The organism is Burkholderia sp. FL-7-2-10-S1-D7, assembly GCF_001524185.1.
GTDB lineage: Bacteria > Pseudomonadota > Gammaproteobacteria > Burkholderiales > Burkholderiaceae > Burkholderia > Burkholderia diffusa.
Map to the genome: position 1 here is coordinate 535,957 of NZ_LOWY01000100.1, position 14,644 is coordinate 550,600.

The window sequence follows — 14,644 nt, forward strand, 5'->3', positions numbered from 1 at the left end:
CGGACCAACCGGGAGGCGAAGGAATGCGCGCGGTGCGTTGGGCGTCGCTCGAGGGCGACGGCGTCGAACATCTGACGTTCGACCGGAGTGGCGGCGGCATCGTCGTCGAAAGCGCGGTGGTCGGCCAGCGGTACGGCCGCGCATACGGGCTTGCGTATCGCGTCGAGTGCGATCCGCACTGGCGCGTGACGTACGCGGTGCTCAAGGTGATGGGCGGCGGCACGCTGACGTTGCACGGCGACGGCGCCGGGCACTGGCGCGACGGGTCAGGGCGTGCATTGCCGGAACTGGACGGCTGCGTCGACATCGACATCGCGGCGACGCCGTTCACGAATTCGCTGCCGATCGGCCGCCTCGGTCTCGTGCGCGGCGAGCGGCGGCCGATCGACGTCGCATACATCTCGACGCCGGACTTGACGGTGACGCCGGTCAAGCAGGCGTACACGTGCGTCGAGGCCGGCCGGCGCTACCGCTACGAAGGCATTTTCCGGAATTTCACGGCGGAAATGGACATCGACGCCGACGGGCTCGTGATCGACTACGAAACGCTGTTCAAGCGCCTGCCGGCATTGCGCTGAACCGCCGCGCGCGTTGCCGTCGCGACCGCCGGCCTTTCATGCGCCGCCGCGAACCGGTCGATCCGCGCCGCGATCAGCTCCGGATTGCGCATGACGATCCAGTGCGCGCCGTCGATTTCCTCGCGCACGTGCTCGCCGAGCCAGCGATCGAGATCGACCGACATCTCGGGCGTCACGTAGCGGTCGCGCACCGGCACGAGGATCTGCACCGGCGCCTGCGCGTACCGCTCGCGCGGCTTTCTCGCCCGCGCGAGGAAGTTCGCGCGGTAGAGCTGCAACCCGTTCAGCGCGTTCTTCAACTGCGCGGGGTCGCGCTCCGGCCGCACGCGCTCGGTCAGCTGCAGCCAGCGCGGCCACAGCGCGGCGCCGCCGAGGCGCCAGACCAGCGACGGCACGACCGGCAGGTGGAAGAACGCGATGTACCACGACTTCAGGCTCTGCCTGAGCCGCATCTTCGCGCGGAACACGTGGTCGAGGCACGGGCCGGAGATCGACGTGTAGGACGCGATCCGGCCGCGGAACGCGGGGTCCGTCACGGCCTCCCAGCACTGGATCGACCCCCAGTCGTGGCCGACCAGATGGAACGGCCGGTTGCCGCAGGTCGCGTCTGCCACCGCCTTCAGGTCTTCCGCGAGCCGCGCAAGGGCGTAGTCCGCGCGGCGGCGCGGCGCATCGGATGCGCCGGCGCCCCGCACGTCGTACGCGATCACGCGATAGCGCTTCGCGAGCCGCGCGCGGACCGGCGCCCACACGGCCGCCGAATCGGGATAACCGTGCACGAGGATCAGCGGCGGCGCGCGCCGCGGGCCGCTGACGTACACGGCGAGGTTCACGTCGCCGGAGCGGACGGTCAGCATCTCGTGTGCGCGCGCCACGACGTCATGCCTGCGGAACCGGATGCAGCGGCACGCGGCGCGGGGCGGCCTGCGCGGCATGGCGCGCGTTGGTCGCGTCGATGTTCGCGAGCAGCGTGTCGAGCTCCTGCAGGTACTGATGGTTGTCGTGGTCCCACGGATGGAAACCCGGACGGAAGTAGTCGAGCCATTCGCGGGCGATGCTCGGGAACACGCCGTGCCTCGGGCTGTACAGATACTTCACGAGGCGCCACATGCCACCGAACTTGCCGTGTTCGCGACGGTGCGCACGCATCAGGCGAACGTGGAAGTCGAACACGATCGCCCAGAACAATACCGTCGTCGTCAGCATCGTGCCCGTGCGCAGCAGGTAGCTGCCGAGGCCCGGCTTCATCACGGCGTTCCATACGTCGTACGACACCGCCTTGTGCTCGGTTTCCTCCATCGCGTGCCACATCCACATCTGCTGATAGCCTTCGACCGATCCGTCGATCCGGTGTTCGTGGCCCGACAGCAGCTGGTTCGCGAGGATCGCCGTGTAGTGCTCGAGCGCGATCGTGATCGCGAGCTGCATCGAATGCGGCAGCGTCTTCTTGAAGAAGCCGAGGATCGTCCACAGCCGCTTGTCGAGCTTGTGCGCGGGCAGGCCGGACGCCTGCAGCAGGTCGTTGTATTCGATGTGCTCGCGCGTGTGCATCGCTTCCTGGCCGATGAAGCCGAGCACCTGCTTCTTCAGCTCCGGATCCTCGATGCGGTCGCGGTAGTTGCGCACCGAATCCATGAAGAAGCGCTCGCCGGCCGGGAACAGCAGCGACAGCGCGTTCATGAAGTGCGTGACGGGCACGCCCTGGACGTGCCAGTCCTTCGCGCGTTCGGGCGGCAGCGCGAAACGGATGTCGCGCCGCACCGGCATCATGTTCGGGGTCTTCATGATTGTTCTCCTCCCTGATTGCCTGCATTGTTGTAGGTTGCGTGAAGCGGCGTGGCCGCCGGCGCGCCGTAGCGCGCGGCCGCGCGGCGGGCCTTCGCGGCCTCGCGGCGCGTCGCGAGCACGACGAGCGCTTGATACGCGGCCGGCAGGGTGCGCGCCATCCAGTCCGCGGCCTTCGCGTCGCGGCCGATCAGCACGCGGCGCTTGTTCTTGCGCACGCCGGCGAGGATCGTGCGCGCGGCGTCGTCGGCGGTCGTGATGAAAAACTTCTCGAAGCTGTCCTTGCCCTGCTGCTCGCTCTCGACGATGAAGCCGACCATGTTCTTCGCGACGCGGCTCGATTGCGCGATGTTGGTGCGGATGCCGCCCGGATGCACGCAGGTGGCCGACACGCCGCACTTCATCATGTCGAGTTCCTGCCGCAGCGATTCGGTGAAGCCGCGCACCGCGAACTTGGTCGCGTTGTAGCCGCTCATCCCCGGCTGCGCGAAGATCCCGAAGATGCTCGACGTGTTGATCACGTGACCGTCGCCCGATGCCTTCAGGTGCGGCAGGAACGCCTTCGTGCCGTGCACGACGCCCCAGAAGTTGATGTTCACGATCCACTCGAGATCGCCGTATTCCATGCCTTCGATCGTGCTCGACAGCGCGACGCCCGCGTTGTTGAAGATCAGGTTGACCTTGCCGTGTTCCTGCGCGGTGTCGTCCGCCCACGCGAACATCGCGTCACGGTCGGCGACGTCGAGCACGCGCGTCGACACGCGCACGTTCGGCGCGATCGTACGGACGATCCGCTCGGTTTCCGCGAGGCCGACGCCGTTCTTGTCGGCGAGCGACACGTGGCAGCCGGCCTGCGCGAGCTGCACGGCGAGCGAGCGGCCCATGCCCGAGCCCGCGCCCGTGATCGCGGCGACCTTGTTGGCGAAATCTCTCATGTCGGTGGCTCCTTGTCTGACTCAGGCCGCTTCGGCGGAAGTGGAAGCGGAAGCGGCGGGCGCGACGACGGGCCGCGCGCTCGTGTCGTGGTGCGGCGCGCGATACGCGTGGTAATCGGCGATCGAGAAGTGCGCGGTCGCCTGGCGGAAGCGCCAGGTGAAGTCCGGCCACAGCGTCGTGTTCTTGCCGGTGCGCGGGTCGAGGTACCAGCTCTTGCAGCCGCCCGTCGACCAGATCGCCTTCTTGAGCCGGCCCTGCAGGTCGCTGTTGAACTGCGCCTCCACCAGCGGGCGCACCTCGATCGCGTCTGCACGTTCGCGGCGCATCGCGTTCAGCGCGCCGAGGATGTATTCGATCTGCGACTCGATCATGAACACCATCGAATTGTGGCCGAGGCCGGTGTTCGGACCGACGATCATGAAGAAGTTCGGGTAGCCCGGCAGCGTCGTGCCGAGATACGCGTGCGCGCCGTCGCGCCAGGCGTCGACGATGTCGAGGCCGCCGCGGCCGATGATCGCGCCGCGCGGATACGGATCGGCGACCTGGAAGCCCGTGCCGTAGATCAGGCAGTCGACTTCATGACGGCGGCCGTCGGTCGTCACGACCGCGTCGGCTTCGATGTGGTCGATGCCGGTCGTGATCACGTCGACGTTCTTGCGCGACAGCGCCGGGTAGTAGTCGTTCGAGATCAGCACGCGCTTGCAGCCGAGCGTGTAGTTCGGCGTGACGGTCTTGCGCAGTTCCGGATCGGGAATCTGCTTGCGGATATGGCGCAGCGCGAGTTTCTGCACGTTCTTCATCAGCGACGGATGGATCGCGAAGCCGAGCACGCGCGATTCGAGCATCCAGTAGATGCCGCTGCGCACCACCTTCTGCGTGAACGGCAGCGTGCGGAACAGCCATTTCTCGAAGCCGGTCAGGTTGCGGTCGGGCTTCGGCATGATCCACGGCGGCGTGCGCTGGAACAGCGCGAGCTGCTTCACGCGCGGCGCGATCTGCGGCACGAACTGGATCGCGCTCGCGCCGGTGCCGATCACCGCGACGCGCTTGCCTTCGAGCGCGTAGTCGTGATCCCACTGCTGCGAATGGAACGCGCGCCCCTTGAAGTTCTCGACGCCGGGAATCGCCGGCAGCGCGGCGCGCGACAGCCCGCCCATCCCCGACACCAGCACACGCGCCGACAGCCGCTTGCCGTTCGCGAACGTGAGGCGCCAGCGTTGCGCGGCCTCGTCGTATTCGGCGCGCTGCAGCTCGTGGTTCAGGCGCAGGTGCGGGCCGACGCCGAAGCGCTGCACGCAGTCTTCCAGATATGCGCGGATCTCCGGCTGCGGCGCGAACATGCGCGTCCAGCGCGGGTTCGGCGCGAACGAGAATGAATAGACGTGCGATTGCACGTCGCACGCACACCCGGGGTAATGGTTGTCGCGCCACGTGCCGCCGACCGACGCGGCCTTCTCGAGGACGACGAAGTCGGTCACGCCTGTCTGCCGCAGGCGGATGGCCATCCCGAGACCGGCGAAGCCGGTGCCGATGATGGCGATGTCGATGGTTTCGTCCAGGCCGTCGTGGCCGGGCGGGCCGAAAGGCAACGTGCGAGCATTCATCCGGGTGTCTCCGATTTGGCTCATTTTTTAATGTTACATTGGTTGATGTAACGATAGTGGGTGAGCCTGGAAACCGCAAGAGGCTAGAAGCGGCGCTCTAAGTGCCAGAAGCCGCGCGGGAAAGGGCTGAGCGGGGTTTGGAACGGAACGGTTTCCGCATTGCGGAATGCTCGGAAACGGCCGTCGGCAGGGCCGGAGAAGCGGGAGACGAGGCCGCCGGCGCGCGGCGGCCTGTTTGAAACGCTATCGGGGACGGATCGAACGGGCGACCGTCTCATGGAAAACCCCGGCGACGATCGTGACCTGCGCGAGCGCGTAGAGGCCCCAGATCAGGTAGTCGATGCCGGGAAAGCCGCCGAGGAAGCGTCCGACGCCGATCAGCGTGTCGGAGCCGACGAAGATCAGGCTGCCGACGGCGACCAGCGGGCCGCGCGTGCGGGCCGCGAGCGCGAAGCTCGCCATCGCGCACAGCACGAGCATGTAGACGGCGACCGGCGCGAGCAGCTCGCCCAGGTGCGGAAGGAAGGCCACGTAGAACGCCGGCGCGGCGATCCAGAGCCCGATCAGCGCCGCGATGCGCCAGCCGTGCGGCCGCGCGCGCCAGCGCACGAAGATCGCGCAATAACACAGATGAGTCAGCAGGAACGCGCCGAGGCCGAGGACGAACGACAGCGGCCAGTCGGGCAGCGCGAGCAGCACGTCGCCGAGTACCGCCGTGGCGAGCGCCGCGCACAGCCACGCGCGTTCGCGCGGTGCCGCGCAGGTGCTGCCGGCCGCGAGCAACAGGATGCCCATCGCGGCTTTCGCGGCGGCCTGCCCGGGATAGGGCGCGGCGGCGAGCGACAGTCCGTACAGCAGCGCGGCGGCGACGGCGAGCGGCCAGAGCCGGCGATAGGTGGCGGGAAGCGTGGCGATCAAGGCGGGTGTCTCCGGATTGTTGCGGTCCGCGGTGGACGGCGCGCCGTCGTGGGCGCGGCTGCCGGCCATTATCCGGAAGAACGGCCGGGTAAAAACCGGCGAATCCTTCTAGGCGCGGCATGGCGACGGTACGGCGATGTGGCGGCCTCGGTTCGGGCCATGCGGCGCCGGTACGCCTGCCGCCGCGCCGGGTGTTTCGATGCGTTTGCCCCGGTCGAACCGGGGCAACGCTGCGGTTTCGGCTTGCTATCATCGCCGCGTATCGACGTTGTCCCGCCCGGCCGCGCTACAGGGTTCGCAGGCCGGCGCGACGGCCGCGCCCGGCGAGGGCACGCCGCCGCGTTTTCAATGAATCCGTGCCGGGTCCCGCCAGCGCACCCGATGCAGAGGCTGCGTGCGGTCCTCATGACCAACAGGTTCGACATGACCGAACTGCTACACGGCGACGGCGCGATCCGTCGCACGACGCCATACGGCTCCTCGATCGAAAACACCTATGCGGGCGTACTGTCGTTCATGCGCCGCACCTATTCGCGCGCGCTCGACGGCGTCGACGTCGCGATTTCCGGCGTGCCGCTCGACCTCGCGACGACCTATCGCTCGGGCGCGCGGCTCGGCCCGGCCGCGATCCGCGCGGCGAGCGTGCAGCTCGCGGAGCTCCATCCGTATCCGTGGGGCTTTGATCCGTTCGAGGATCTCGCGGCCGTCGATTACGGCGATTGCTGGTTCGATGCGCACAACCCGCTGTCGATCAAGCCTGCGATCGTCGAGCATGCGCGCACGATCCTGCGCTCGGGCGCGAAGATGCTGACGCTCGGCGGCGACCACTACATCACGTATCCGCTACTGGTCGCGCACGCGGAGCGCTACGGCAAGCCATTGTCGTTGATCCACTTCGATGCGCACTGCGATACGTGGGCCGACGACGAGCCGGACAGCCTCAATCACGGCACGATGTTCTACAAGGCGGTGAAGGAAGGGCTGATCGATCCGGCGACGTCGGTGCAGGTCGGCATCCGCACGTGGAACGACGATTTCCTCGGGATCGAGCGGCTCGATGCCGCGTGGGTGCATGAGCATGGTCCGCGCGCGGCGGTGGAGCGGATCGTCGACATCGTCGGTGCGCGGCCCGCGTACCTGACGTTCGATATCGACTGTCTCGATCCGGCGTTCGCGCCCGGCACGGGGACGCCGGTCGCGGGCGGGTTGTCGTCCGCGCAGGCGCTCGCGATCGTGCGCGCGCTCGGTGCGGTGAATATTGTTGGCGCGGATGTCGTCGAGGTTGCGCCTGCTTACGATCACGCGGACATCACCGCAATTGCGGCAGCGCATGTCGCGTGCGATTTGCTGTGCCTCTGGCGGCAGAAGAAGGTGGTGGGGGGCTGACGCGGGTTGGCCGGCGTGCACGGCCATGTCATGCAAAAGGCCGGCGGGACGGGTGCCCGCCGGCCTTTTTTCGTGCGCTGCGCGCAACGTCGACGGATCGATGGCCGTGGGTGGATTGCTTGCCGGGGGGCGAGCAGAAAAACGCGTCGCGCGCTTTCCTGGCGGGGGCTTCCCGACCCTGAGCCGCCGTTGGTTGCGTTAGCGGCTACCCGCCAACGGAACCCGAAGGGTGCCGCTGGGCGAAGTTGCCGACTCAGCGCTGGCGACAGGCATCCAGCCGGAACGATTCATGGCACTCACAGAATGCGTCCACGATGAGGCCGTCACGCCACGCCTCAGCGGGACTTGCTGGCGTCGGTCCCGAGGAAGGGAAACGCGGGTGCGCGTTGAAAGTCCCTGGAGACTTCGCCGCCGAATGGATTGCGCTGATCCTTGCCGAGGTCGAGACGTTTGACAGGTGCGCCGGCGGAGAAGTCGACCTTGTTGAGATCGACCCAGAAAGTACTCGGAGTGACGGCCGATTCGAAGAAGTAAAGCATGCGCTTGTGATCGGCGACGGTGCGCCAGCGTGTGGACGATATGTTCGGCTCGTCCGGGGTGGTGATCCCGAACGGCACCGACACGTTACGGATCACGCTGAAAACGCTGGCAAGTGCAATGGCGGGGTCTTCACTCTTGGGGATAGCGTTGACGTAGAACGAGGCGCGCGCGAACCGGTCAGCAGAGCGATTGGTGCCAGGTAGCCAGACTGTGCCACCTATCTGCTTCCAATATTCGTTCAGTGCAAGCTGCTCGTCGAAGGTCGGTGAGTTGGTCATGACCTGGTACTGCCGACCATGATGGATGATCTGCTTGCCGCCGATGTACTCGACGATGGCGCTGTCGCCAGTCGCGTCCGACATGGCGAGGTGCAGTGTGGCGAGGCGCTGCTCTCCGGGGACGTTGTCAGTGACGATTGTGAACGGCTCTTTCTCAAGTGCAGCGACGGCTTCCGCGACGGTCGCAAAATTGTCCAGCACGTACTGCGCCCATGCGGCGATGGTGAGTCCCGGTTTCGAGTTTTTGTCGAAGGGGGGATATTGCGACTCGACGAGCCAGAGCAGTTCAGCAGCTAGCCCCTTTTCGTTCATGCCATCGGTGGTGGAGACGTCATAACCGGTAGCCACGACGCTACCGTATTTGGCGGTCCATTTGAGAGAGTTCGGACCGGATTCACCGGTGCGGACAATGCCACGCGGCAGGATGTAAAGATTAGTGGCGACGTCGAGCTTCCAGTCCATCGATCGGGCGGTGATAACGTCGTCGTTGTCACCGAGATAGACGACGCGTGTGCAGGCTAGCGATCCGGCTGGATCGACGAGGAGTGTCGCTGCTGCGGCGAGACAGGTCAGAACGACGCAAAAAGGGCGGCGCATGGCAATTCCTCACGCTGTGTTGGTGATTACAGATTGCTCGACGCCGACGCTCGCTGCGAAGGCGACTCGTGGCCGCCTGCCGCGCATTGATTACTCGGGCAATATCGCGCCGACAACGTCTGAGGAAAAGGGAAGTATTGGATTTCCGTAATGCAGTTGTCAACTGGGCCGTTGCAGTCAAGTGTGAGATCGGAATGCACGCTGGTTTGTACCTTCTCTCCTTGCGGCGCAATTTCGTTACTCTTTCAGCGGAGTACGATCGGCTCCTCAAAGCCGATAAGCGGCCATTCTCGATAGCGCAGTGAATGTCGCTTCCTGGTTGGCGGCGGTCAAAAGCAAGTGATCGTTGCCGTCCCGTACCAGTCGCTTGAGAGTCGGCGCCTTCAATGGCGACTTTCAGATGCGGATTCAACCCGTCAACAGGTGATCGATAAATGCGGCCAATGCCAGCCGCACGTTCCAATGATCGATTGCCGACATGCAGATTAAACATTCCCGGCAAGCCCACTCGTCGGTCAGTCGAATAGGCCTTCAGCCCATAATCTGCGCGCGGGGCACATCAGCTATCAGCCACAGACGCGCCGCTCTTACGGCAAGATGGAGTGGCACTGCGTTGCTGTGCAAGCTGGACTGCATCGCCCCTTCTTGTCGCCGCTGAAAAAGCGAAAGTCCGGTGCAAAGCCGGGGTTACATAAACGGGCCGATGCAATCGCTGTCAGGCCGACGATGCCGAGGACGCGTTGCTGCCCGCGCGGCGACGGTACAGCCCGAGCGTCGCGCACAAGCTGCAGAGCGCAGCGAAGCTCAGCCAGTAGCCTGGTGCGGCCTTGTCATGCAGGACCTGAATCAGATACGTCGATACCGCCGGCGTAAAGCCGCCGAACAGCGCCGTCGCGAGACTGAACGCCAGCGAGAAGCCCGCGACGCGCACTTCGACCGGCATCACTTCGGTGAGCGCGGCGACCATCGCGCCGTTATACATGCCGAAGAAGAACGAGAACCACAGCAGAACGATCAGCATGCGCGCGAAGCTCGGTGCATCGGCGAGCCAGGACAGCGCCGGATAAGCCGTGAAGATCGCCAGCACGGAAATGGCGAGCAGCAGCGGCTTGCGGCCGATGCGGTCGGAAATCGTGCCGCCGATCGGCAGCCAGACGAAATTCGATGCAGCCACAAGCAGCGTGACCATCAGGCTGTCGGAGGTGGACAGCTTCAGCTCCGACTTACCGAAGGTCGGCGTATAGACGGTGATGAGATAGAAGGTGGTGGTGGTCATCGCCGTCAACAGCATGCCGCCGATGACGGTGCGCCAGTTGGCGAGCAGCATCGCAAAAATCTCGCGCGCCTGCGGATGATGCCGCCGCGCTTCGAACGCTGCGGTCTCCTGCAGCGAACGGCGCAGCATGAACAGGAACGGCACGATCGCGCAGCCGATGAAAAACGGCACGCGCCAGCCCCATGCGCCGATTTGCTGCGCTGACAGCCACTGGTTCAGCCCGTAACCGATGGCCGCCGCCACGACGATGGCGACCTGCTGGCTCGCCGACTGCCAACTCGTGTAAAAGCCCTTGTTATCGGGCGTCGCCATTTCCGCGAGATACACTGACACGCCGCCCAGTTCCGCGCCCGCCGAGAAGCCCTGCAACAGACGCCCGAGCAGCACGAGCGCCGGCGCGAGCAGGCCGATCGTCGCGTACCCGGGCACGCAGGCAATCAGAATGGTGCCGCTCGCCATGATCGACAGCGTAACGATCAGCCCGGTGCGTCGTCCGACCTTGTCGATATACGCGCCGAGAAAGATCGCACCGAGCGGACGCATCAGAAAGCCCGCGCCGAACACCGCGAAGGTGAGCATCAGCGAGGCGAACTCGCTGGTGGACGGGAAAAAGATCTTCGAGATCGACGTCGCGTAGAAGCCGAACAGAAAGAAATCGAACTGTTCGATGAAATTGCCGCTGGTCACGCGCAGCACGGCGGCGGCCCTCGTCATGGGCGAAACGCCGGACGTAGCGGCGATCGATTCTGTGCGGTTCATTGCGTCTCCTGCTTCTTATCTATAGTGATGGGCGCCCAAGGCGCCCGAGTGACTGCTAATCCGAACTGAGGCTCAGCGTGTTGCGTTGCCGCTTCTCTATCGACGATTTGAGCAACGCCGCCGAGCGGAAGATGCCGTGCGCGAACTTGCCGTAAGGCAGCGTGGCGAACAGCGCCATCACGATGCCGAGATGAATCGCGAGCAGCGACGGCATCGCCGAGGTCATGCGGAGCGCGAGCAGCGCGAGACCGGATGCGCTCGTCAGTAGCAGGAGCGCGATGAAGCCGCGGTCCATCGGACGCTGACGGACATCGCCCCGCTCCGGAACGCGTTTCAGGTTCAGCCACAGCAGTCCCGCCGACCCCGCAATCAGTCCAATGCCGCCCGCGGTTCCCAGCAGCACAGGTACGCTCAGAAACGGATACGGCGCGTCCAGACCGAATGCATAGTGATAGAGCGTCGCAACTGCGGTTGCCGCAAAGCACAGCATGAAGCCGTAGAACGTCAGGTGATGGAAACGGCGCCGCGCCAGTGTGAAGGCATCGCTCTCTTCGTTGCAGCCGTCGCCGTGGCCGCCGTCCAGGTACGTGAGCGTCAGCGCGTTCTTGGCCGCTTCCGCGACGGCTGGCGCGCTTGCCGTTCCTGCCGACACGTCGCGCCAGAAGCGCGTGACGCCAACGCCGAGCGCGAGAATGGCGAACAGGAAAACGATGCCAAACATCGCCGCGAGCAGGTTGTGCGGGAAGATCGCGTAGAAGTTCGCTGGCGCGACATCGCCCGACAAGCCGCCGTGTAATGCCGTACCGAGCAGCAGAAACAGCGCGAGTCCGGCCGCCAGTGCAACCGACAAAGTCAGGCCGTTGCGTTTGTACAGCGCGCCGAACGACGCGGGAAACGCGTATTCGGTGTAGGTTTCGAGTCGGACTTCGGCCATCGCTTTCGGCACGTTCACGCCGAATTCGTGCGGCGGCGCGTATTGGCACGCGTGATAGCACGCGCCGCAGTTGTGGCAGAGATTCGCCAGATAGTTGACGTCCGACTTGCCGAATTCCAGGCGGCGCGTCATGGCCGGGAACACGGCGCAGAAGCCTTCGCAGTAGCGGCAGGCGTTGCAGATCTGCATCTGCCGTGCCACTTCGGCTTCGCCTGCGCTCATCGGCACAATGGGGATCACGCGCGCCGTGATGCCGTGAGAAGTTTTTTTCGTATCGACCGATAACGCCGTGCGCATGCGTTCGGGCGCAAGCGGGTCAGACTGCTGCACTGGTTGCCTCCGTCGTTTTGAGTGCGGCGCGCGCGGCCTGCGTCCCGGCAATGCGCCCGAAGGCTGTGCCGATCGACATGCCGACGCCCGCTGTATAGCCCTTACCGAGCACGTTGCCGGCCATCATTTCGCCGGCCACGAACAGGTTCTCACTGGCTTTGCCGCCGAAGTGAACCTGCGCGCGGTCATTGGTCTTTAGTCCGAGATACGTGAACGTGATGCCCGGCCGCAACGCATAACCGTAAAACGGTGGCGTCTCGATGCGGCGCGCCCAGTGCGTCTTGGGCGGCGCGAGACCTTCGGTGTGGCAGTCGTCGAGCGCGGTGTGGTCGAAGGTGCCGTCGCGGCATGAATCGTTGTAGCGCATGAGCGTTTCCATGAAGCGCGCTTCCGGCAGCCCGAGCTTGCGCGCGAGTTCCGGCAGCGTATCGGCCTTTTCGCCCGGAAACACCGGCGGCATGAAGTGGCCGATTGCTTTCGAGTCGATGATCGAATAGCCGATCTGCCCCGGTTGATGCGCAACGAGCCGCCCCCAGATCGCATAGCGCTTCGGCCAGAAATCCTCGCCTTCGTCGTAAAAGCGCTCGGCGTCACGATTCACCACGACGCCCAGCGACACACAGTCGATGCGCGTGCAGATGCCGCCGTCATACAGCGGCGCGCGTGCATCGATGGCGACGCAGTGCGACTGCGACGGGTCGCCGATCATGTCCGCACCGGCGTTGGTCATATGCTTGATGAGCACGCCCTTGTTGAAGCGCGTGCCGCGAATCAGAAAGTTGTCGGCGGGCCATTCGCCGCGCTCGTTTTGCCCCCACGCTTCGCGCAGCCACTCGCGATTTGATTCAAAGCCGCCCGCCGCCAGCACGCAGGCGCGCGCCTCGAAGCGCTGGCTGCCGCTGCGCGCCGCGATGAAGAGGCTGCCGTCAAGTTCAAGCGAATCGACGGGTGTTTCATAGCGGATATCAACGCCGAGCGCTTCGGCGCTGCGGTAATACGCGTTGACGAGCGCCTTGCCGCCACCCATGAAGAACGCGTTGGTGCGTGCCACGTGCAGCGCGCCGGACAGCGGCGGCTGGAAGCGTACGCCGTGTTTCTGCATCCACGGCCGGCACGACGACGACGCGCGGATCGTGAGCCGCGCGAGATGCTCATTCGTGATGCCGCCGGTGACTTTCAACAGGTCCTGCCAAAACTCCTCTTCCGGATAGGCATCGACGAGTACGTCTTGCGGCGCATCGTGCATGCAGCGCAGATTGCGCGTGTGTTGCGAGTTGCCGCCGCGCCATTCGCGCGGCGCGGATTCGAGAAGCAGAACCGAGGCGCCCGCTTCGCGCGCCATCAATGCGGCACACAGCGCGGCATTGCCTCCTCCGATTACGAGCACATCGACCATCAGACTTGTCTCCTTTTGGACAAATCGTAAAGGTCTCGTGCCCGCGTCGCTACCAGCCAGCCGTCAAGGGGTCTTCACTTTTTGTGAAGGCTGAGGCTCCCGCAGCCGTGCACCGGGCCAGCGGCCTTCCTGCACCAGTTGACGGGCGACATCGGCGAGCACCACGCGCGCAGCGAGACCGGCGGGAGACAGTTCGTCGTCGGAGACGCTGGCGAGCATGTTGGGCCGTGTGGCGTATTTATCCGCGACGGGCACGCTCTTCAGTATCACGTTCTCGGGCCTTGCGAGCGCCGCACCAGGTTGTATGGTCGCGCCGATGCCGGTGCGGACGAAGTCCATCAGGAGTGCAAGGCCGTCGACTTCGGCGACGATGTTCGGCTCGTATTCGGCGCGCCTGAACGCTGATAACAGCAGCGAACGCAGCCCATGCGTGCCGCTGGGAAGAACGAGCGGAAGCCTGCCGAGATTTTTCAGCCGGACGGATGCGCTCGTCGGCATGCCATCGAGATCGCCTGCGCCGATCAGGAACAGCCGCTCGTCCAGCAGCGGCAGCACGCTCCAGCGTTGCGCGGACTCCTCGCGGAACAGCACGGCGAGATCGATCTGACGCGCGCTCAGCATGGATGCAAGATAGCCAGAGAGACTTTCGACCATGTGCAGCCGCACATCGGGATAGCGCGAGCGCATGGCCTGCATGAATGCGACACCTAGCACGCTCGCTGTGCTCGGCGCCATGCCAACGCTGACATGGCCCGACAGACGGGCTGCGCGTGCAGCGAGCGCGGCATCGTCGATATGACGCAGCGCGAGTTGCGCCTGACGCCAGAACGCCAAACCTGCGTCGGTTGGAACGACGCCGCCCGAGGTCCGTTGCAGCAGGCGCGTGGACAGTTCACCTTCGAGACGGCTGATCTGCTGACTCAATGCCGAGGTCACCACGCCGAGTTCCAGCGCCGCCTTGCCCATGCTTCCGTGTTCCACGGCGCTGAGAAAATAGCGTAGTTGTCTGAGTTCCATTCGGCGATCGGTCAGGAGGGTTAAGCGGGTATTTTGACAGAACGTCGTCGAACAATCCTCGGCATAGGCGCCACAACGCGTCCCCTATAGCGTCTGCGACCGGCGTGAAAACGGACTCTTGAATGACATTCCAACGGCCCCGTTGAACGACCGCTCCTGGCCGAACCCGGTCGGTGGCCGCTCCGACGAACCGCGACTGGCTCAATCCGACCCTAAACGGTCAGTCGGACTTTCCGTCAGCGGCCATTCAGCGCGGAGCATTGCTGCTGGTAGGATTTACGTCCGGTTGGATGAAGCGGAGCAATTCAGC

12 protein-coding genes are annotated in these 14,644 nt (G+C 65.1%); 2 read left to right on the plus strand and 10 right to left on the minus strand.

The genetic code is table 11. The features are described from left to right. Positions 1–23 precede the first annotated feature (23 nt). Complete coding sequence (locus WS75_RS30520) at positions 24–578, plus strand: putative glycolipid-binding domain-containing protein (RefSeq protein ID WP_059686306.1); 555 nt, start codon at positions 24–26, stop codon at positions 576–578. Here the strand turns inward: WS75_RS30520 and WS75_RS30525 are convergent. The 5 genes from WS75_RS30525 to WS75_RS30545 all read right to left on the minus strand — a co-directional run bounded on the left by WS75_RS30525 (position 539) and on the right by WS75_RS30545 (position 5,821). Continuing rightward, positions 539–1,453 (minus strand): alpha/beta fold hydrolase, encoded by a 915-nt coding sequence (locus WS75_RS30525; protein ID WP_059686429.1) that lies wholly within the window; start codon positions 1,451–1,453, stop codon positions 539–541. The two genes, WS75_RS30520 and WS75_RS30525, sit on opposite strands and share 40 nt — an antisense overlap. 4 nt (positions 1,454–1,457) lie before the next feature. Beyond that, positions 1,458–2,363, minus strand: coding sequence for a metal-dependent hydrolase (locus WS75_RS30530; protein WP_059686308.1), 906 nt, complete (start codon positions 2,361–2,363; stop codon positions 1,458–1,460). After that, a complete protein-coding gene (locus WS75_RS30535) occupies positions 2,360–3,298 on the minus strand; it encodes an SDR family NAD(P)-dependent oxidoreductase (RefSeq protein WP_059686310.1) in 939 nt (312 codons plus the stop codon). The genes WS75_RS30530 and WS75_RS30535 overlap by 4 nt, the downstream gene beginning before the upstream one ends. 21 nt (positions 3,299–3,319) lie before the next feature. Next, a complete protein-coding gene (locus WS75_RS30540; RefSeq protein ID WP_059686313.1) occupies positions 3,320–4,903 on the minus strand; it encodes a flavin-containing monooxygenase in 1,584 nt (527 codons plus the stop codon). Positions 4,904–5,146: 243 nt separating this feature from the next. After that, complete coding sequence (locus WS75_RS30545) at positions 5,147–5,821, minus strand: lysoplasmalogenase (RefSeq protein ID WP_059686431.1); 675 nt, start codon at positions 5,819–5,821, stop codon at positions 5,147–5,149. A gap of 423 nt (positions 5,822–6,244) precedes the next feature. Between WS75_RS30545 and speB the strand changes: the two genes are divergently transcribed. Further along, on the plus strand, positions 6,245–7,207 hold the full coding sequence (speB, locus tag WS75_RS30550; RefSeq protein WP_059686433.1) for an agmatinase: 963 nt from the start codon (positions 6,245–6,247) through the stop codon (positions 7,205–7,207). Between the two features lie 335 nt (positions 7,208–7,542). Here the strand turns inward: speB and WS75_RS30555 are convergent, their stop codons facing one another. The 5 genes from WS75_RS30555 to WS75_RS30575 all read right to left on the minus strand — a co-directional run bounded on the left by WS75_RS30555 (position 7,543) and on the right by WS75_RS30575 (position 14,334). Continuing rightward, a complete protein-coding gene (locus tag WS75_RS30555; protein ID WP_059686316.1) occupies positions 7,543–8,622 on the minus strand; it encodes a linear amide C-N hydrolase in 1,080 nt (359 codons plus the stop codon). Positions 8,623–9,337: 715 nt separating this feature from the next. Further along, the gene (locus WS75_RS30560) at positions 9,338–10,657 is read right to left on the minus strand and encodes an MFS transporter (protein WP_059686318.1); all 1,320 of its coding nucleotides are present in this window, start codon (positions 10,655–10,657) and stop codon (positions 9,338–9,340) included. A 55-nt stretch (positions 10,658–10,712) separates the two neighbouring features. Next, the gene (tcuB, locus tag WS75_RS30565) at positions 10,713–11,921 is read right to left on the minus strand and encodes a tricarballylate utilization 4Fe-4S protein TcuB (RefSeq protein ID WP_059686320.1); all 1,209 of its coding nucleotides are present in this window, start codon (positions 11,919–11,921) and stop codon (positions 10,713–10,715) included. Beyond that, complete coding sequence (gene tcuA / locus WS75_RS30570) at positions 11,908–13,317, minus strand: FAD-dependent tricarballylate dehydrogenase TcuA (RefSeq protein WP_059686322.1); 1,410 nt, start codon at positions 13,315–13,317, stop codon at positions 11,908–11,910. Before tcuA ends, tcuB begins: the two co-directional genes overlap by 14 nt. 63 nt (positions 13,318–13,380) lie before the next feature. Next, entirely contained in the window at positions 13,381–14,334 is a 954-nt protein-coding gene (locus WS75_RS30575) for a LysR family transcriptional regulator (RefSeq protein ID WP_059686324.1), read from the minus strand. Positions 14,335–14,644 lie beyond the last annotated feature (310 nt).

Bases quoted from the DNA above. Each gene is read 5' to 3' on its own strand.
- WS75_RS30520 (WP_059686306.1), top strand. From the start codon at position 24: ATGCGCGCGGTGCGTTGGGCGTCGCTCGAGGGCGACGGCGTCGAACAT.
- WS75_RS30530 (WP_059686308.1), bottom strand. From the start codon at position 2,363: ATGAAGACCCCGAACATGATGCCGGTGCGGCGCGACATCCGTTTCGCG.
- WS75_RS30535 (WP_059686310.1), bottom strand. From the start codon at position 3,298: ATGAGAGATTTCGCCAACAAGGTCGCCGCGATCACGGGCGCGGGCTCG.
- WS75_RS30540 (WP_059686313.1), bottom strand. From the start codon at position 4,903: ATGAATGCTCGCACGTTGCCTTTCGGCCCGCCCGGCCACGACGGCCTG.
- speB (WP_059686433.1), top strand. From the start codon at position 6,245: ATGACCGAACTGCTACACGGCGACGGCGCGATCCGTCGCACGACGCCA.
- WS75_RS30555 (WP_059686316.1), bottom strand. From the start codon at position 8,622: ATGCGCCGCCCTTTTTGCGTCGTTCTGACCTGTCTCGCCGCAGCAGCG.
- WS75_RS30560 (WP_059686318.1), bottom strand. From the start codon at position 10,657: ATGAACCGCACAGAATCGATCGCCGCTACGTCCGGCGTTTCGCCCATG.
- tcuA (WP_059686322.1), bottom strand. From the start codon at position 13,317: ATGGTCGATGTGCTCGTAATCGGAGGAGGCAATGCCGCGCTGTGTGCC.
- WS75_RS30575 (WP_059686324.1), bottom strand. From the start codon at position 14,334: ATGGAACTCAGACAACTACGCTATTTTCTCAGCGCCGTGGAACACGGA.